The following is a 19,431-nucleotide window of genomic DNA, read 5'->3' on the forward strand; positions in this document are numbered from 1 at the left end:
ATAACAATCATTAATCATCATTCATTATTTTTATAGTTAAAAAGTATATTTTTGTCGTTACAATAAAGGCCTGTAGGTTTTAGATTAGTTTGAAATCTCAAATCAAAAACAGTTAATCTTCAATATTATATTTTTAAAATGCTTTCAAAAAAGACTAAATACGGAATAAAAGCTTTGACTTTTTTGGCTCGTCAAGAAGATCAAACTCCTGTTGCTATTGCAGATATTGCAAAGGCAGAGCAAATTTCAATTAAGTTTTTAGAAAGTATTTTATTGCTTTTGCGTCATTCTGGTTTTCTTGGAGCGAAGAAAGGGAAAGGCGGTGGCTACTATCTTATCAAAGATCCAAAGGATATTAATATGGCAAAAGTGTACCGAATTCTAGAAGGTCCCATTGCTTTATTGCCTTGTGCAAGTCATAACTTTTACGAAAAATGCGAAGATTGTAAAGATGAATCCTTGTGTGCCGTTCGTAAATTAATGATGGAAGTTCGGGACAATACCTTAATGATATTAGAAAATAATACCTTGGCAGACATTGCCTTTTAGGCTATGCTGTTCTAAATAAAAAAAGCTTAAAAAGGACCTTTTCATTGGATAAACACAATGAAAAGGTCCTTTTTTAAGCTAATATTTTTGAAAATGGATTGTTGAGCCACTTTTGTAATTCAATTTCAATTAAAAGATTTCGTCATAAGAGTTAAAAAACCAATTTATATCCCACGAAAAATAACATTATTGCGATAGCATTTCGAAGGAACAAATCAGGTACTTTTCCACTCAACATACTTCCTATAAAAATTCCAGGAAGTGATCCTATTAATAGCTGTCCTAAAAGTCCTAAATCTAAATTTCCCATTGAGGCGTGTCCTATTCCTGCAACAAGAGTTAAAGGTACAGCATGGGCAATCTCTGTTCCAACCAATCGAGGAGTTGGCAAAAGTGGGTACAGGAAAAATAAAGTAACCGTACCTAAAGCACCTGCGCCAATCGAAGTCAGGGTCACGGTTGCTCCCAGCATTACGCCAATAGCTATAGTTAATACATTTTGAGTTTTACTCTGACTATGAAATTTATCACCAGCATGTTTTTGTGAAAAAACTAAGAGTTTCTTTTTGAATAATATGGCTATCGAAGTAAAAAGTAGCGCCCAACCCAAACTATATTTTATTACAGCATTTATTGTTGAAATGTCTGTTTTAATACTATTTAATATCCATAATGTTAGTAAGGCTGCAGGAACACTGCCTAAAGTAAGCCAACCGGTGATGCACCAATTTATATTGCCTTTTTTATGATGTACAAACACACCACCTATTTTAGTAAAAGCCGCATACAATAAATCGGTTCCAACGGCAGTAGTTGGTGGAATACCAAACCATAATAAAATTGGAGTCATTAAAGATCCTCCTCCCACACCTGTTAAGCCTACTATAAAACCAACTACTAAACCTGCAACGACTAATCCTAATTGAAAATCCATGAAAGAAATTTTTTGACAAAATAACAACTATTTTTATAATTGTCCTATAGGCAAGGTAGAGTTTATGAAATATATTTTAAAAAGTAAAAATAAATCAATCTTCTCCTTAATAATGTGCAATTAAATAAATTTACCATCCCATTGAGTTTGGTGGAAGTTTAATATGTTTTTCAAATAGTTTAAGTTCGTGCGATAGAATGAAGTTGGTTACTTGTATCCAAATTGATTGGTTCTTGGTAAATGACAAATAAGTATTGAAACTAACTGATTCCAATTATTGAGTCTTTTAGGACGCTTTTTTAATGTGAAAAATCCAAATATTATTTTGTTATTTGTAAATAAGTAGTACCTTTGCGTAGTAATCTACTAAGCCGATAGGGTAATAGACGTAATTGAGTCAAATTAGTTTTACATGGAAAATATGAATAAAGAATTGAAAATAAACAGTGGGGCATTAAAACCGGAAGTTTCGTTTACAAAACGTTTGTGGGTTATTATTCCAGTTGTTTTGTTAGTTGGGTTATTGTCAACATTGGTGTATAACCATTATGCTGAATTTTCTTGGAATGGTTTTGTAGCTGGGTTTGACCAAGAGTTTTTAATATTTGTCTTAATTGGGATTTTTGCTCAATTAGTGGATGGAACTTTAGGGATGGGTTATGGAGCTACGTCAACATCTTTTTTATTAGCGTATGGAGTTCCACCAGTCATTAGTAGTGCTGGGGTTCATGTTGCTGAAATGTTTACAACGGGAGCGTCAGCCATTTCTCATCATAGATTTGGAAACATAAATAAAAAGTTAGTCAAAAACCTTTTAATTCCAGGAGTGATTGGTTCTGTTGTTGGAGCGTATTTATTGTCGGATGTAATTGATGGTGATATGATAAAGCCTTTTATTGCGGTATATATGATTGCTTTGGCTGTTATAATTATTAGAAAAGCCATGAAAAAGAATATTATCAAAAAGAAAACAAAACGCTTAGGTGTTTTGGCTACTTTTGGGGGTTTTATGGATGCTGTTGGTGGAGGCGGATGGGGACCGATTGTGACTTCAACATTACTTGGACGAGGTCGAAATCCTCGTTACACTATTGGTTCTGTGAATGCTGCAGAATTTGCAGTTTCTTTTGCCAGTGGAATTACTTTTATGCTTTTTGGCGGGATACACGGTTGGCAGGTGATTCTGGGGTTGATTTTAGGAGGGGTGGCTGCGGCACCACTTGCGGCTTATTTGGTTAATAAAATTCAAAGAAAGCCAATGATGATTGCGGTCGGAATATTGATAATTGTTTTGAGTTTAAAAACATTATCTAAATTTTTATAAAAGAGAAACGAGATTATGAGTATAGCTATAGTAAATACTTTATTAGAAAAAACAAAAGATTTTTCCATTGAGGAAACGCTTGCTTTTTTAGCTAATGAATATAAGAATAAAGTTGTTTTTTCAACTTCTTTCGGACAGGAAGACCAAGTGATAACGGCTTTAATTGCCAAAAATGATTTGCCGATAACCATTTTTACTTTGGATACCGGAAGATTATTTCAAGAGACGTATGATGTTTTTCATAGAACAATAAAAAAATATAAAATAGACATTAAAACCTATTTTCCAGAAACAACTGCGGTGGAAGAGTTGTTAAATAAAAAAGGTCCAAACAGTTTCTACGAATCAGTGGAGAATAGAAAAGAATGTTGTTTTATTCGAAAAGTGGCTCCGTTGACTAAGGCGTTAAAAGGGAATGAAATTTGGATTACCGGTTTACGTGCAGAACAATCAGAAAATAGAAATGATTTGGCAACCTTTGAATACGATGCCCATTTTAATATCATTAAATTCAATCCATTATTGAAATGGACTTTGACCGAAGTTCAAAAATATATTGATGACAATAATGTACCGCAAAACGCTTTACACAAAAAAGGATTTGTAAGCATTGGTTGCGCACCTTGTACCAGAGCCATAGCCGAAGGAGAAGATATCAGGGCGGGAAGATGGTCATGGGAATCGAGTCATAAGGAATGTGGTTTACACCAAAAATAAAAGTTTAATCGTTTAAACGAAAACAGATTAACAAAAAATAAATTACCAAAAAAACAAAAGATGAGTTCAATATTAAAAACAAACGCTTTAGAAAGCGAAGCGATATACATTTTTAGAGAAGTTATTTCTCAATTTGACAAGCCAGTTTTGCTTTTCTCTGGAGGAAAAGATTCAATTACATTGGTACGTTTAGCGCAGAAAGCCTTTTTTCCTGCTAAAATCCCTTTTCCATTGTTACACGTAGATACAGGACATAACTTTCCGGAAACTATTGAATTTAGAGATAGATTGGTGGCTGAATTAGGACTGGAATTAATCGTTCGTAATGTTCAAGATGCTATTGACGAAGGGAAAGTAGTAGAAGAAACGGGTAAATATTCAAGTAGAAACAGTTTACAAACAACAACACTTTTGGATGCTATTGAAGAATTCAAATTTGATGCTTGTATTGGTGGTGCGCGTAGAGATGAAGAAAAAGCAAGAGCTAAAGAACGTATTTTCTCGGTTCGTGATGATTTTGGTCAATGGGATGAAAAAAATCAGCGTCCGGAATTATTTGATCTTTTGAATGGAAAAATTGAAAACGGTCAAAACGTTCGTGTTTTTCCAATTTCGAACTGGACTGAATTAGATGTTTGGAGTTATATCGAACAAGAGCAAATCGAAATTCCATCTATTTATTTTTCACACAAACGTAAAGTATTTATTAGAGATGGTATGATTTGGTCACATTCTCCATTTGTGTTTCAAGAAGAAGATGAAGAAATCGAAGAAAGAATTGTTCGTTTTAGAACTGTTGGAGATATGAGTTGTACTGCTGCCGTTGATTCTTATGCAGCAACTATTCAAGAAGTGGTTGGAGAAATTAGATCTTCAACTATTTCTGAAAGAGGGGCCAGAATTGATGACAAACGTTCTGAAGCTGCGATGGAAAAAAGAAAACAACAAGGTTATTTTTAGAATTTTATTTTTAAAAATTAGTAAGCAAGTATAAAAAAAAACAAGAATTTTAAAGTTTTTAAACTTTAAAATTTAAACTCAATATAAAATGGAAGTTTTAAAAATAGCAACAGCAGGAAGTGTAGATGACGGAAAAAGTACATTAATTGGAAGATTATTGTACGATACAAAATCGTTGACTACAGATAAGATTGAAGCAATAGAAAAAAGCAGCAAGCAAAAAGGATACGATTATTTAGATTTCTCATTGGCTACCGATGGTTTAGTTGCCGAAAGAGAACAAGGAATCACGATTGATGTGGCTCATATTTATTTTTCGACTGCCAAAAAAAGTTACATCATTGCCGATACTCCGGGTCACGTAGAATATACACGTAACATGGTTACCGGAGCTTCAACTTCACAAGTTTCAATTATTTTGATTGATGCTCGTAAAGGAGTAATTGAGCAAACGTACCGTCACTTTTTTATCAATAATTTATTGAGAGTAAAAGATGTAATTGTTGCCGTAAACAAAATGGATTTAGTTGATTATTCAGAAGAAGTATACAACAAAATCAAAGCAGACTTTCAGGCATTAAATGCAAAAAGTGCTTTCAAAGAACAAAATGTAAGTTACATTCCGCTAAGTGCAATCAATGGGGGTAATGTTGCCGATAAATCGGAGAATATGCCTTGGTACACCGGACAGACGGTTTTGGAACATTTGGAATCTTTGGAACCAAATGATATCTACGAAAACGGAATCGCACGTTTCCCAGTTCAAACTGTAATCCGCCCGAAAACTGAGGAATATCACGACTTTAGAGGATATGCCGGAAAATTATACGGTAACAATATTAAAGTAGGAGATGCCGTAACAGTACTTCCTTCTTTAACAGAATCTACAGTAACGAATATTCACTTTTTTGATAAGCAATTTGATGAAGCTACGGCTGGTTCTTCTATCACTATCGAATTAGATAATGACATCAATGTAACCAGAGGTGATATGATTGTAAAATCTAATGAACTTCCTAAAATTGAAAAAGACATCACAACAACTGTTTGTTGGATGGACAGTAAAAAATTAGTGGCAGGTGCAAAATATTATGTACAGCACAATAGCAATAGAGTTTTGGCAAAAATTGATAGTGTGAAAAACGTAATCGCAACCGATTATTCTGGAACAACACCAGCGACTCAATTAGCTATAAATGAAATAGGAGAAGTAACTATTAAATTGAGCAAAGCCATTTATTTTGATGCTTACACTGATAATAAATCTAACGGAGCTTTCATCTTAATAGATGCTGCAACCAACACAACAGCAGGAGTTGGTTTTATAAAATAATTTTTAGCTTTTGCTAAAAAATTAAACAAGTTAAAAGATATAGATTAACAGCTAAAAGCCCAAAGCCAATAGCTAAAAGCTAAAAAAGATGCAAAGTTTTAGAACCGAAATAGAAGATCCGATTGTCCAAAAAGAGATTATTGATTTAGAGAAAAAAATTCATTCATTCCGAAGTGGACAAATTGACGATGAGCGTTTTCGCAGTCTTCGTTTGGCACGTGGTATTTACGGTCAACGCCAAGAAGGCGTGCAAATGATTCGTATTAAATTGCCATACGGAAAAGTGACTAGCGAACAATTGAAGCGTATTACTGAAGTATCCGATAAATATTCTACAGGACGTTTACACATTACAACCCGTCAGGATATTCAAATTCACTATGTTAGTTTAGACAGAACACCTGAGCTTTGGTCTGAGTTGGCCAAAGATGATATCACTTTGAGAGAAGCTTGTGGAAACACGGTACGTAATATTACAGGGAGTGAATTAGCTGGTGTAGATGTTGACGAACCTTTTGATGTGACGCCTTATGCGCACGGTTTGTTTCAATATTTATTGCGTAACCCAATTTGTCAGGAAATGGGACGTAAGTTCAAAATATCATTCTCCTCTTCTGATAAAGATACTGCTTTGAGTTATTTGCACGATTTAGGATTTATTCCAAAAATTGTAAATGGCGAAAAAGGTTTCAAAATAATGTTTGGTGGAGGTTTAGGTTCTCAACCAAGTCACGCTGAATTGCTTTCAGAATTTGTACCCGTTAATCAAATTATCCCAACTGCCGAAGGTATAATTAGAGTTTTTGACCGTCACGGAGAAAGAGCAAAACGTTTAAAAGCACGTATGAAATTCTTAATCAAAGACCTAGGTCGCGATGAGTTTTTGCGTTTGGTTGACGAAGAGAAAAAAGCCTTGCCGTTTCATACTTACGAAATAGATACTACCGCTTTTGAAGGGGCAATTACAGAACCTTTGTTAGCAGTGCCATCAGTAACGATTGGTGATGTTGAAGCTTTTGAAGCTTGGAAAGAATCAAATGTGATTGCGCAAAAACAAACGGGATATGTTGCTATTGGTATTAAAGTACTTTTAGGAGATTTTTATACAGATAAAGCAAGATTATTAGCCGATTTGATTAAAAATTATGGTGCTAATGAATTGCGTTTTTCATTAAGACAAAACATCGTTTTACGTAATATTAAAGAAGAAAATCTAGCGTTCTTTTATCAAGAATTAGCCAAATTAGATTTTGTTGCTTTAGGATATGATACTATCGGAGATATCACGGCTTGTCCGGGTACGGATACTTGTAATTTAGGTATCGCAAGTAGTACTGGTATTGCGGATGAATTAGAAAGAGTATTAAAAACTGAATACCCACAATACAGCAACAATCAACAAATCGCCATTAAAATTAGCGGTTGTATGAATGCTTGCGGACAACACAATATGTCTGAAATTGGTTTCCAAGGAATGTCAATTAATGCAGGAAAACTAGTTGCTCCAGCACTTCAGGTATTATTAGGTGGAGGAAATTTAGGAAACGGAGTAGGACGTTTTTCTGATAAAGTAATCAAAATTCCAAGTAGAAGAGGACCAGATGCGTTGCGTTATATCTTAAATGATTTTGATGCCAATGGAAAAGGACAATCATTCTTGAATTATTACGATGCCAAAGGAGAGAAATATTTCTATGAGTTTTTGAAACCATTAGCCGATTTGACTAATCTTACCGAAGCTGATTTTGTGGATTGGGGAAATGCAGATAATTACGTAAAAGCAGTTGGAGTAGGTGAATGTGCGGGTGTAGTTATTGATTTAGTGGCTACTTTGCTATTGGAAGCCAAAGACAAATTGACTTTTGCACAAGAAGCTTTTGAAGATGAAAAATGGGCAGATTCGATTTATTTAGCCTACGCAGGTTTTGTAAATGGAGCTAAAGCAATTTTATTGGCCGAAAACCAAAAAACGAATCACCACGCTGGAATTATCGATTTGTTTGATACTGTTTTTGTCGAAAGCAATAAAATCGAGTTGGATTCAACTTTCAAAGAATTAGTATATCAAATCAAAGCGAATGAGCCTTCTGCGGAATTTGCACAAAAATACATTCAAGAAGGAGTTGCATTTTTTGATAAAATAGAAAAATACAGAGCAAAAGATTTAGCTGATGCATAATACAATAAAACCAAAAGTAACTTTAGTAGGTGCTGGTCCCGGTGACCCAGATTTACTTACTCTGAAAGGAGTAAAAGCACTTGCTGAAGCGAATGTGGTTTTGTATGATGCTTTGGCCAATGAAGAAATAATGAATCACGCTCCAAAAGCTGCCATAAAAATATTTGTGGGTAAAAGAATTGGAGCACATGAATATTCGCAAGACCAAATCAATCAGTTGATTGTAGACAATGCGCTTACGTATGGGAATGTGGTTCGGTTAAAAGGTGGAGATCCATTTATTTTTGGTCGTGGAAGCGAAGAAATAGAATACACAGAAAGTTTTGGAATCCCTACATTTGTGGTGCCCGGAATTTCATCGGCAATTGCAGTTCCCGCTTATCAAGGAATTTCTTTGACAAAAAGAGGTGTTTCCGAAAGTTTTTGGGTAATTACAGGTACAACTTCCGACAGGAATTTGTCAGATGATGTAGCTCTTGCAGCACAATCATCAGCAACAGTTGTGATTTTGATGGGAATGAGTAAATTGTCGCAAATTGTTTCTTTATTCCAAAAGGAATCCAAAGGAGAAACTCCTGTTGCGATAATTCAAAACGGAACCACTCCACAAGAAAAAGTGGGAGCTGGAACGATTGATACGATCCAACAAGTTGTGGCGAAGAACAAATTAAGTTCGCCAGCGATAATTATTATTGGAGAAGTGGTAAAAGAAAGTAGCAAGTTAAAAGGATTTTACGAAGAATTTATAGCATCTGAAATAAGATAACCATGGAAACAAACGAATTATATTCCAATAATCAAGACTCGGCTGCCTCTTCTGGAGAGAGGAACGAATTATATCCAGTATTTTTAAAATTACACAACCTCAATGTACTTATTGTAGGGGGAGGAAATGTAGGTTTGGAAAAGTTATCGTTTATGCTAAAATCCAGTCCCAATGCAAATGTTGAGGTAATATCTCCAAAATTTTCACCAGAACTAGAAGCATTAGTGGAAAAACATCCTTCGGTGAAATTGACTAAAGCCAAGTTCAAGAAAAAAATGTTGAAGAAACGGCACATGGTTATTGCTTGTACCGATGATTTGAAAGTCAATAAACGAGTATTCGACTTGTCACGAAAAAGATTCCTGATTTGCAACATTGCCGATACACCGCCATTATGCGATTATTATTTGGGAGGAATCGTAACCAAGGGAAATGTCAAAATAGCCATTTCAACAAACGGGAAATCACCGACAACAGCCAAAAGATTACGCGAGTTTTTTGAAGAAATAATTCCGGACGATATCAATAAAATGGTCGAAAACCTAAATGAATATCGCAAAACGCTGAAAGGAAATTTCGAGGAAAAAGTTCAAAAAATGAATGAAATCACCGAAGCGTTAAAAAATAAAGAATAAAAGAGCCACTAAGTAACGACTGATATTTATCATTTAAATTAGTAAAAATCAATCGTTAATTTGCAGTAAAATAGTTTATCACAATTACATTATATAAAGAATAAAAAAATGGTTAAAACAGACATATTAATTATAGGAGCCGGACCAACAGGTTTATTTGCAGTTTTTGAAGCAGGATTGTTAAAACTAAAATGTCATATTTTAGACGCACTGCCACAAGCGGGAGGACAACTTTCGGAATTGTATCCAAAAAAACCTATTTATGATATTCCAGGTTTTCCTGAAGTATTAGCGGGTGATTTAGTTGATAATTTGATGGAACAAATCAAACAATTCGAGCCTGGTTTTACACTTGGCGAACGTGCAGAAACTATAGAAAAGCAAGAAGACGGAAGTTTTATTGTAACCTCAAATAAAGGGAAAAAATTTCATGCTTCAGTTGTTGCGATTGCGGGTGGATTAGGAAGTTTTGAACCAAGAAAGCCACTTATTGAAGATATCGAATTTTACGAAGATAAAGGAATAAAATACTTCATCAAAAACCCGGAGAAATTCAGAGACAAAAGAGTTGTAATTGCCGGAGGTGGTGATTCCGCTTTGGACTGGAGTATTTTCTTGTCTAAAATTGCTTCTGAGGTGACTTTGATTCACCGTAGAAACGAATTTAGAGGAGCTTTAGATTCTGTTGAAAAAGTACAAGAATTGAAAGATTTAGGGAAAATAAGAATGATCACGCCAGCAGAAGTAATTGGTTTGAACGGAGCCGAACATTTAGAATCAATTGACATTGAGGAAAATGGAGCGCACCGTACTATTGAAACGGATTATTTTATTCCTCTTTTTGGATTAACTCCAAAATTAGGTCCTATTGGAGACTGGGGATTGGATATTGAAAAAAATGCAATCAAAGTAAATAATGCCTTGGATTACCAAACGAATATTCCTGGAATTTTTGCCATTGGTGACGTAAATACCTACCCGGGAAAATTAAAATTGATTCTTTGTGGATTCCACGAAGCGACTTTAATGTGTCAGGCAGCCTACCAAATTATCAATCCAGGTAAGAAATATGTATTAAAATACACTACAGTTTCTGGTGTTGACGGATTTGACGGAACTCGTAAAGAGGCTCCAAAAGCGGTGGTAAAAGCCATTGTTTAATGATGTAAGATTGTAGATTACCTATTTTTGATGTCATGTAAATCAAAAATAGGTATTCATCATTCAAAAATCCTTTTTCAAAAAAATAGCGTTAATACTTGCAAGTATTAACGCTATTTCTTTACTTTGCACTGTTCCTATTTTTATTGAAAGTTATCACGAAAGGCGGAGGGAAAGACCCGATGAAACCTTAGCAACCCTTTATCTTTAAAGAAGGTGCTACATTCTACTTTTTACTGAATTATTCAGCATTTAAGATAGATAACACAAGAATACTTCCACAGTATTTCTCAAACCTTTTCTTGACAAACATATCGATATTTAATTGCTGAATTTATTTCAGCATCAGGAGCGAATGAATGGCGCAATTTTTGCCGTCATTGTTCCCGCTTTTCGTTGCAATCTTTTACTTTTTTAAAGAAAAAAGTAAAAGGATTTACACTGCAATCGGGGCTAAAGAGTAAAAATTTGTGTTTTTTTGGTTTTATTTCAACTATTAAAACACAACAATAAAAAAATAAAATGTCAAGTATTCAAGAAGCCATTAAAAAAAACATACTCATACTCGATGGAGCTATGGGAACGATGTTACAACGTTACAATTTTTCCGAAGAAGACTTTCGTGGAGAACGTTTCAAAGATTTTCCACATTCTTTAAAAGGAAACAACGATTTGTTGTCAATCACGCAGCCACAAGCTATTCGTGCTGTTCACGCAGCCTATTTTGAAGCGGGAGCTGATATCGTTGAAACCAATACGTTTTCAAGTACAACCATCGGAATGGCGGATTATCATCTCGAAGATATTGTTTACGAATTAAACTATGAATCGGCAAGAATCGCCCGTGAAGTAGCCGATGAGTTTACAGCAAAAAATCCGGAAAAGCCTCGTTTTGTAGCAGGATCAATAGGACCAACAAACAGAACAGCAAGTATGTCGCCAGATGTAAATGATCCAGGTTACCGAGCGGTAACTTTTGATGATTTACGCATCGCTTACAAACAACAAGTGGAAGCCTTGATTGACGGAGGGAGTGATTTATTATTGGTGGAAACCATTTTCGACACTTTAAATGCCAAAGCGGCACTTTTCGCCATTGAAGAAGTCAAAGATGAACGCAATATCGACATTCCTATCATGGTTTCCGGAACAATTACGGATGCATCAGGAAGAACACTTTCAGGACAAACGGTAGAAGCATTTTTGGTTTCGGTTTCGCATATTCCTTTGTTGAGTGTTGGTTTTAATTGTGCTTTAGGAGCCGATTTACTTAAACCGTATTTACAAACTTTGTCGCATAATACTTCGTTCAATGTATCGGCACATCCTAATGCTGGATTACCAAATGCTTTTGGAGAGTATGATGAAACGCCGGAACAGATGCAAGCATTCATCAAAGAATATTTAGACGATAATTTAGTAAATATCATAGGCGGTTGTTGCGGAACAACGCCAGAACACATCAAGTTGATTGCTGATATTGCTAAGGAATATAAGCCTAGAGTTTCTACAGCGACGATGTAATTTCGTAGAGACGCAATTTTTCGCGTCTAACTAACTAGCGCGAGTTTTTTGCTCGTACCAGAAAAGTAGTTTTCCTGCAAGGTTTTTTTTAACCTTGTAGGTATAAATTGAGAAAGTGGTGAATTGAAAAACAGACCTACAAGGTTTTGTAAACCTTGCAGGATTGTTGAATGGGATGAAATCGCAGGCTTTCTAGTTGTAATTCTAGCTTTAAGGGCATATAAAAGGGATTAAAAAATTAAAAATGAAAGAAGACATCTTTTCGATATATCCAATATTAAAATTAATTACTGGGATATTTTTCTGTTTAGTTGGAGTTGTTATTTGTTTAAAAAATAAATTTTATAAGTATGATGCAGATGACATGCTTTTTGCAACTGAACTGAAAGTATTTTTATCAGGGTTATTATTTATTGTGATAGGAATCTTTGGATTAGTTAGTTATTTTTTTTGATCTATTTTATAATTAAATACCCCCGCTAGCGCGAGCTTCTAGCTCGTGCCTACAAACAAAGGCAGCTTAAAAAGATTTTGAACAATAGAATTATAATTTAGAATAGGCACGAGCGGGACGCTCGCGCTAGCGAAGTACGAGTTCCGTAGGAACGATATATTTTGTAGCAACGGAATTTATTCCGTTGTATATATGTGGTAATGATAACGGAATTTATTCCCCTGCTAGCGCGAGCGTTCCGCTCGTGCCCACAAACAAAGGCAAGATAAAAATGTTTGAACAATAGAATTATAATTTAGAATAGGCACGAGCGAGACGCTCGCGCTAGCAAAATAAGAGTTCCGTAGGAACGACCCATTTTGTAGCAACGGAATTTATTCCGTTGGTGTGGGGAAGTACAAGTTCCGTATGAACGATATATTTTGTAGCAAAGGAATTTATTTCGTTGTATATATGTGGTAATGATAACGGAATTTATTCCGTTGAATAAATAGAAATTAGGATTACAAAGATATCTGTTGGCGATAGATGATGTAAGTACCTAATTCCGCGTGAGGGATAGCAGTGAAAAGCCCACAGGCAAATGAAGCGAAAGCGTAATTTGACGAGGACTTGTAACGAATAGCCCGACCCTTGGGTCACGCCCAAAATATTAAGAAACAAAACGAGCTACACGTTTTAAAAAAGGTAGAAATAAACAAAAAGCTAAACCTACACCGTTTTTAAAAACCTTGCAGGATTAAATAAAATAAAAAATGGCACACGCAGAAAAGAGAAGAAACCTTGTATTATCGGGATTAGAACCTTTAATTATTACGCCACAAAGCGTTTTTGTAAATATTGGTGAACGAACCAATGTTACAGGTTCTAGAAAATTCCTTCGATTAATTAAGGAAGAGAAATACGAAGAAGCACTCAGTATTGCTAAAGAACAAGTTGAGGGTGGCGCGCAAATCATCGATATTAATATGGATGAAGGAATGCTTGATGGCGAATATGCTATGACAAAATTCCTGAATTTAATCGCAGCAGAACCTGATATTTCCAGAGTTCCAATCATGATTGATAGCTCGAAGTGGGATATCATCGAGGCGGGACTTAAAGTGGTGCAAGGAAAAAGTGTCGTGAACTCGATTTCTTTAAAGGAAGGCGAGGAGCAATTTATTCATCACGCCAAATTGATTAAGCGCTATGGTGCTGCGGCAATCATTATGGCTTTTGATGAAACTGGACAAGCTGATAATTACGAACGCCGGGTAGAAATTTGCCAACGTTCGTATGATATTTTGGTAAATAAAGTTGGTTTTCCTCCGCAGGATATTATTTTCGATTTGAATATATTTCCAGTTGCGACAGGAATGGAAGAACACCGCCTGAATGCATTGGATTTCTTTAGAGGAACCAAATGGGTTAGAGAAAATCTTCCTCATGCACACATTAGTGGTGGAGTAAGTAATGTTTCGTTTTCTTTTAGAGGAAATGACACGGTTCGGGAAGCGATGCACTCGGTATTTTTATATCATGCGATTCAGCATGGTATGACTATGGGAATCGTGAATCCTGAAATGCTTTCTATTTACGACGAAATTCCAAAGGAACTTTTGGAACGCGTTGAAGATGTAATTCTAAACAGACGTGATGATGCAACAGAAAGATTGTTGGACTTTGCCGAAAATGTAAAAGGCGATGTAAAGAATAATGAAAAAGCGGTTCAAGAATGGCGTTCAGGTACTGTTCAGGAACGTTTAACGCATTCGTTAGTAAAAGGAGTCGATGAATTCATAGAAATTGATGTTGAAGAAGCTCGATTGGCAGCTACAAAACCTATCGAAGTTATCGAAATTAACTTGATGACGGGAATGAATGTCGTTGGGGATTTATTTGGTTCGGGAAAAATGTTTTTGCCGCAAGTGGTAAAATCAGCACGAGTAATGAAAAAAGCAGTAGCTTATTTGCTGCCTTTCATTGAAGCTGAAAAAGATGGAGTCTCGAGTTTTGCGGGTCGTATATTAATGGCGACTGTAAAAGGAGATGTACATGATATTGGAAAAAATATTGTTTCGGTTGTTTTGGCCTGTAACAATTATGAAATCATTGATTTAGGTGTGATGGTTGCGCCTGAGAAAATAATTGCAGCAGCGATTGAGCACAATGTTGACATTATTGGATTAAGCGGATTAATTACGCCATCATTGGACGAAATGGTTTATTTGGCTAAAGAATTAGATAAACGAAATATTAAAATTCCAATTATGATTGGTGGAGCAACCACATCGCGCGCGCATACTGCCGTGAAAATTGCGCCACAATATAGAGAAACAGTAATTCACGTAAATGATGCTTCGAGAGCCGTAACGGTTGCCGGAAGTTTATTAAACAGTGATAAAAGAATATATGCAAGTGACATCAGGGCAGAATATGATGCTTTTAGAGAAACCTTTTTGAACCGATCCCGTGACAAAAACTTCTTGACCATTGAGCAGGCTCGTGTCAACAAACTGAAATTAGATTGGGAGAATTACAATCCAATAAAGCCCAATTTTATTGGGGTAAAAACAATCGAAGTCGATTTAGATGTTTTGGTTCCTTATATTGACTGGACGCCGTTTTTTAGAACATGGGAATTGTTCGGAAAATATCCTGCGATTTTAACGGATACTGTTGTTGGTGAACAGGCTACTTCTGTTTTTGCAGATGTACAAGAAATGCTGGAAGTTATTTTGAGAGAAAAGAAACTAACCGCTAAAGGAATTTACGGAATTTTCCCTGCGAATCAAATCAACGATGACGACATTGAATTGAGTGATGAAAACGGAAAAGTGTTAGAGAAATTCTTGACTTTACGTCAGCAATCACAAAAAACAAAAGGCGCTCCAAACATTGCCTTGTCGGATTTTATTGCCCCGAAAGACAGTGGTAAAACGGATTATATGGGGGCGTTTTGTGTCACTACCGGTTTCGGAGTGGATGAATGGGCGGCTGAATTCGAAAGAGATTTAGACGATTACAATTCGATAATGGTGAAAGCATTGGCAGACCGTTTTGCGGAAGCTTTTGCGGAATATTTGCACGAAAAAATCCGTAAAGAAATTTGGGGATACTCGTCAGACGAAGCTTTGAGCACTGAGGCAATGATTGCCGAAGATTACAAAGGAATTCGTCCGGCACCAGGTTATCCGGCTTGTCCAGACCATTTAGAAAAACCCACGATTTGGAAATTGCTAAATGTAGCAGAAGAAATTGGAGTGACTTTAACGGAAAGTATGGCGATGTGGCCGGCTTCTTCAGTTTCAGGATATTATTTTGGAAATCCGGAAAGTAAGTATTTTGGACTTGGGAAAATAAAAGAAGACCAGGTTATTGATTATGCCAAACGTAGAAGCGTTTCAACAGAAGTAGCCATGAAATGGTTGAACCCGAATATAGCAGATTAGAAAATAGTTTAAAGTTGAAATTTTGTTTAAAGTTTAAAGTTTAAAGTTGTTCGAGAGAACCTTAAACCTTAAACCTTAAACTTCAAACTAAAGAAAATGAAAGTAACACAACATATAGAAGACGCAAAAGGTAGCACCTTATTCTCATTTGAAATTATTCCGCCTCAAAAAGGCAAAAGTATCCAAGAATTATACGATAATATTGATCCGTTGATGGAGTTCAAACCGCCTTTTATAGACGTAACCACTTCTCGCGAAGAATATATTTACATAGATAAAGGCAACGGTTTATTAGACAAAAAACTAACCAGAATGCGACCTGGGACATTGGGAATTTGTGCGTCTATAAAACACAAGTACACTGTAGATACCGTTCCTCACTTGCTTTGCGGTGGCTTTACCAAAGAAGAAACCGAGTATATGTTAGTGGATTGTCATTATTTAGGAATTGATAATGTGATGGCATTGCGTGGTGATGCAATGAAACACGAGCAATCTTTTGTGCCGAAAGAAGGAGGGAATAATTTCGCCGTAGATTTGGTTAAACAAATCAACGAATTGAATTGCGGAAAGTACTTGCATGATGTTATGGATATTGACAATAAAGCCAATTTTTGTATTGGAGTTGCAGGTTATCCAGAAAAACATTTGGAATCACCTTCATTAATTTCAGATCTAAAAAGGCTGAAAGAAAAGGTAGAAGCAGGGGCTGATTATGTGGTAACTCAAATGTTTTTTGATAATGCAAAATATTTTGAGTTTGTTGCCAAAGCCAGGGAAATGGGAATTACGGTTCCTATTATTCCGGGTATCAAACCTATTGCGGTGGAAAGACACTTACAAGTATTGCCACAAATTTTCAGAATCGATTTACCGGAAGATTTGATTCATGCGGTTGATCAATGTAAAAATAATGCTGACATCAGACAAGTAGGAATCGAATGGGCGATTCAACAATCATTAGAATTGAAAGCGGCCGGAGTTCCTGTATTACATTATTATTCTATGGGGAAATCAGAAAATATCCGACAAATAGCAAGTAAGGTTTTTTAATTTCCAATCTTATTTCATAAAAAAAAGCTCGTTTAAAATTGATTTAAACGAGCTTTTTTTATCTACAAAAACTAAAAACGGACAACTATTTAGTAATTTCCCTAAAAACAGCCTCCAGATTTTTATTTTTCTGATTCAGTTGCAAAGTTTTCAAACCATTTGCGGTAGCAAAATCAAAAACAGCTGGGCGCATGTCTTTATCGGTTGTAAAGGTTAATTCCCAGATCATGTCGTGGGTATTCTTATAGGAAGTAAGATTTTCGATTTTAGCAATGGCTTGTTCTTCTATCTTGTAATCAAATTCTACTTCGATAACTTGTTCCTTATCTTCGGAAATTAAGTTATTCAGTTTTTTATCGGCTACAATTTTTCCGTTATTGATGATGATGACACGGTCGCAAATCGCTTCTACTTCCTGCATAATGTGCGTAGAAAGAAAAACGGTTTTGTCTTTTCCTACGTTTTTAATAACATTACGGATTTCGATTAATTGGTTTGGGTCTAAACCGGTCGTTGGTTCATCAAGAATCAAAACATCTGGATTGTGTAATAAAGCGTTGGCAAGACCTACTCGTTGACGATATCCTTTGGATAATTGTCCTATTTTTTTATGACTTTCGGTACTTAAACCGGTCAGTTGAATTACTTCTTCGATTCGGGATTTAGCTACTTTATAGACATCGGCATTAAAAGCTAAATATTCTCTCACATACAAATCCAAATACAACGGATTGTGTTCCGGTAAATAACCAATGGAAAGTTGTACTGCTTTTTGTTGGCTGTTTACATCATGTCCATTTACGATTGCTGAACCTTCATCGGCATTGATATAGGTTGTCAATATTTTCATCAAAGTCGATTTTCCTGCTCCATTTGGACCTAAAAAACCAACAATTTCTCCTTTATTTACAGAGAACGAAATGTTGTCCAGTGCTTTTTGGGCACCATAACTTTTGGATATATTATTAACTTCTATTGGCATGGAATTTTATTTGTTGCAAAAGTAAACAGAATAATCATTGATTTATTGTTTTTGTAGCTCAATAAGTGAAAAGACCTTTGTCAAAGTTTACTAAGCAAGATGATATTCTCTTTTAGATTTATATATTTACCATATACTATATAGATATGAATTTAAAAAATACACAATCAGGCAGTTTTTTGAAAAACTACAAAAGTATTTTATTGCTACTTGGAGGAATTCTGGTAGGAAGTATATTGGGTTTAGTTTTTGGAAAAGGGGTAGAAGTTATTAAACCTTTGGGCGATATATTTCTGAATTTATTGTTTACTGCAATCATTCCATTGATTTTTTTTACGATTGCATCCTCGATAGCCAGTTTGGAAAAGTCAGAGAAACTAGGGAAATTATTTGTAATTGTAATTGGTGTGTTTTTAAGCACTGTATTGATTTCAGCCATTTTGATGATTATTGGTGTATTGTTGTTTCCAATCCAGCAAGATATCATCATTTCAAAAATTCCGTTAGAATCTATTCAGGCAAGTTCTGCAGGTTCTCAAATTACGCAATTGCTTACCGCTAATGATTTCTTCGAATTATTATCTCGTAAAAATATGTTGGCGCTTATCATATTCTCTTTTTTAATAGGATTTGCCAGTTTGCATTCGGGTGAAAAAGGGAAAGATTTCAGTCGGTTCTTGAATTCAGGAAACGAAGTGATGAAACAATTGCTTCATATGATTATGAAAATAGCTCCAATAGGGTTGGGTGCTTATTTTGCGTATCAGGTTGGGATTTTTGGACCCCAATTATTTGGGGCATATGCAAAACCTTTAGGTCTCTATTACGCGGTTTGTGCTTTTTATTTTGTCGTGTTTTTCAGTTTATATGCTTTTATCGCTGGAGGAAGAAAGGGATTGAATGTGTTTTGGAGAAATAATATCACTCCATCATTAACTGCATTGGGAACTTGCAGCAGTATTGCAACAATTCCTGCCAATCTGGAGGGAGCGGAACGCATGAATATTCCCAGTCATATAAGAAATGTAGTTATTCCATTAGGTGCGCCTTTGCATAAAGATGGTTCCAGTATGTCATCTATTATAAAAATTGCTGTTATTTTTGCCATGTTTGGTAAAGATTTTACAGATCCGTATACCTTGCTCACCGCTATTGGGATTACGGTAATTGTTTCAGTTGTAGAAGGCGGAATCCCAAATGGTGGTTATATAGGAGAAATTCTGGCGATAACCGTTTATGGATTTCCAATGGAGCAGGCTTTACCTGCAGCGATGATTGTGGGAACTTTGGTAGATCCTATGGCGACCTTATTGAATGCTAATGGCGACTTGGTTTCGGCGATGCTGGTAACCCGAATTGCGGAGGGAAAAAAATGGCTTTCGGTGAAAATGGCTACTTAATTTGTTTTCCGCACTGAAATTAGCTA

Annotated in this window: 16 protein-coding genes and 1 riboswitch; of the genes, 14 read left to right on the forward strand and 2 right to left on the reverse strand. The window is 35.6% G+C overall.

Going from position 1 to position 19,431, the window contains the following annotated elements; all coding sequences use genetic code 11:
* The first annotated feature begins 138 nt into the window (after nucleotides 1-138).
* Complete coding sequence (locus tag ACM55K_RS03900; protein WP_416848923.1) at nucleotides 139-549, forward strand: RrF2 family transcriptional regulator; 411 nt, start codon at nucleotides 139-141, stop codon at nucleotides 547-549.
* 151 nt (nucleotides 550-700) lie between these two features.
* Here ACM55K_RS03900 and ACM55K_RS03905 read toward each other — a convergent pair whose 3' ends face one another.
* Nucleotides 701-1,483 carry a sulfite exporter TauE/SafE family protein gene (locus tag ACM55K_RS03905; RefSeq protein ID WP_416848924.1) on the reverse strand — a complete coding sequence of 261 codons (783 nt, stop codon included), beginning with the start codon at nucleotides 1,481-1,483 and terminating at the stop codon, nucleotides 701-703.
* Between the two features lie 412 nt (nucleotides 1,484-1,895).
* Between ACM55K_RS03905 and ACM55K_RS03910 the strand changes: the two genes are divergently transcribed.
* The 12 genes from ACM55K_RS03910 to metF all read left to right on the forward strand — a co-directional run bounded on the left by ACM55K_RS03910 (nucleotide 1,896) and on the right by metF (nucleotide 17,023).
* Entirely contained in the window at nucleotides 1,896-2,807 is a 912-nt protein-coding gene (locus ACM55K_RS03910) for a sulfite exporter TauE/SafE family protein (RefSeq protein WP_416848925.1), read from the forward strand.
* Nucleotides 2,808-2,822: 15 nt separating this feature from the next.
* Nucleotides 2,823-3,524, forward strand: a complete 702-nt coding sequence (locus ACM55K_RS03915) for a phosphoadenylyl-sulfate reductase (RefSeq protein ID WP_416848926.1) — start codon at nucleotides 2,823-2,825, stop codon at nucleotides 3,522-3,524.
* A 60-nt stretch (nucleotides 3,525-3,584) separates the two neighbouring features.
* On the forward strand, nucleotides 3,585-4,484 hold the full coding sequence (gene cysD / locus ACM55K_RS03920; protein WP_416848927.1) for a sulfate adenylyltransferase subunit CysD: 900 nt from the start codon (nucleotides 3,585-3,587) through the stop codon (nucleotides 4,482-4,484).
* Between the two features lie 88 nt (nucleotides 4,485-4,572).
* On the forward strand, nucleotides 4,573-5,817 hold the full coding sequence (locus ACM55K_RS03925) for a sulfate adenylyltransferase subunit 1 (protein WP_035668363.1): 1,245 nt from the start codon (nucleotides 4,573-4,575) through the stop codon (nucleotides 5,815-5,817).
* A gap of 88 nt (nucleotides 5,818-5,905) precedes the next feature.
* The gene (locus tag ACM55K_RS03930) at nucleotides 5,906-7,996 is read left to right on the forward strand and encodes a nitrite reductase (RefSeq protein ID WP_416848928.1); all 2,091 of its coding nucleotides are present in this window, start codon (nucleotides 5,906-5,908) and stop codon (nucleotides 7,994-7,996) included.
* Nucleotides 7,989-8,762 carry a uroporphyrinogen-III C-methyltransferase gene (cobA, locus tag ACM55K_RS03935; protein WP_416848929.1) on the forward strand — a complete coding sequence of 258 codons (774 nt, stop codon included), beginning with the start codon at nucleotides 7,989-7,991 and terminating at the stop codon, nucleotides 8,760-8,762. Before ACM55K_RS03930 ends, cobA begins: the two co-directional genes overlap by 8 nt.
* A gap of 2 nt (nucleotides 8,763-8,764) precedes the next feature.
* Complete coding sequence (locus ACM55K_RS03940) at nucleotides 8,765-9,397, forward strand: precorrin-2 dehydrogenase/sirohydrochlorin ferrochelatase family protein (RefSeq protein ID WP_416848930.1); 633 nt, start codon at nucleotides 8,765-8,767, stop codon at nucleotides 9,395-9,397.
* 108 nt (nucleotides 9,398-9,505) lie between these two features.
* Nucleotides 9,506-10,558 carry an NAD(P)/FAD-dependent oxidoreductase gene (locus ACM55K_RS03945; RefSeq protein ID WP_416848931.1) on the forward strand — a complete coding sequence of 351 codons (1,053 nt, stop codon included), beginning with the start codon at nucleotides 9,506-9,508 and terminating at the stop codon, nucleotides 10,556-10,558.
* Nucleotides 10,559-10,708: 150 nt separating this feature from the next.
* A riboswitch (SAM riboswitch) is annotated at nucleotides 10,709-10,826 on the forward strand.
* Nucleotides 10,827-11,080: 254 nt separating this feature from the next.
* Nucleotides 11,081-12,082 carry a homocysteine S-methyltransferase family protein gene (locus ACM55K_RS03950; RefSeq protein WP_416848932.1) on the forward strand — a complete coding sequence of 334 codons (1,002 nt, stop codon included), beginning with the start codon at nucleotides 11,081-11,083 and terminating at the stop codon, nucleotides 12,080-12,082.
* A gap of 244 nt (nucleotides 12,083-12,326) precedes the next feature.
* Nucleotides 12,327-12,536: a hypothetical protein gene (locus ACM55K_RS03955; RefSeq protein WP_416848933.1), complete on the forward strand. Its 210-nt coding sequence runs from the start codon at nucleotides 12,327-12,329 to the stop codon at nucleotides 12,534-12,536.
* Between the two features lie 755 nt (nucleotides 12,537-13,291).
* Entirely contained in the window at nucleotides 13,292-15,970 is a 2,679-nt protein-coding gene (gene metH, locus ACM55K_RS03960; protein WP_416848934.1) for a methionine synthase, read from the forward strand.
* 96 nt (nucleotides 15,971-16,066) lie between these two features.
* Nucleotides 16,067-17,023 carry a methylenetetrahydrofolate reductase [NAD(P)H] gene (gene metF, locus ACM55K_RS03965; RefSeq protein WP_416848935.1) on the forward strand — a complete coding sequence of 319 codons (957 nt, stop codon included), beginning with the start codon at nucleotides 16,067-16,069 and terminating at the stop codon, nucleotides 17,021-17,023.
* A gap of 85 nt (nucleotides 17,024-17,108) precedes the next feature.
* Here the strand turns inward: metF and gldA are convergent, their stop codons facing one another.
* The gene (gene gldA / locus ACM55K_RS03970; protein ID WP_416848936.1) at nucleotides 17,109-18,005 is read right to left on the reverse strand and encodes a gliding motility-associated ABC transporter ATP-binding subunit GldA; all 897 of its coding nucleotides are present in this window, start codon (nucleotides 18,003-18,005) and stop codon (nucleotides 17,109-17,111) included.
* A 146-nt stretch (nucleotides 18,006-18,151) separates the two neighbouring features.
* On the opposite strand from gldA, the gene ACM55K_RS03975 reads away from it, so the two are divergent.
* The gene (locus ACM55K_RS03975) at nucleotides 18,152-19,405 is read left to right on the forward strand and encodes a dicarboxylate/amino acid:cation symporter (protein ID WP_416848937.1); all 1,254 of its coding nucleotides are present in this window, start codon (nucleotides 18,152-18,154) and stop codon (nucleotides 19,403-19,405) included.
* Nucleotides 19,406-19,431: the final 26 nt, after the last annotated feature.

This window comes from Flavobacterium arabinosi (assembly GCF_048158725.1).
GTDB lineage: Bacteria > Bacteroidota > Bacteroidia > Flavobacteriales > Flavobacteriaceae > Flavobacterium > Flavobacterium arabinosi.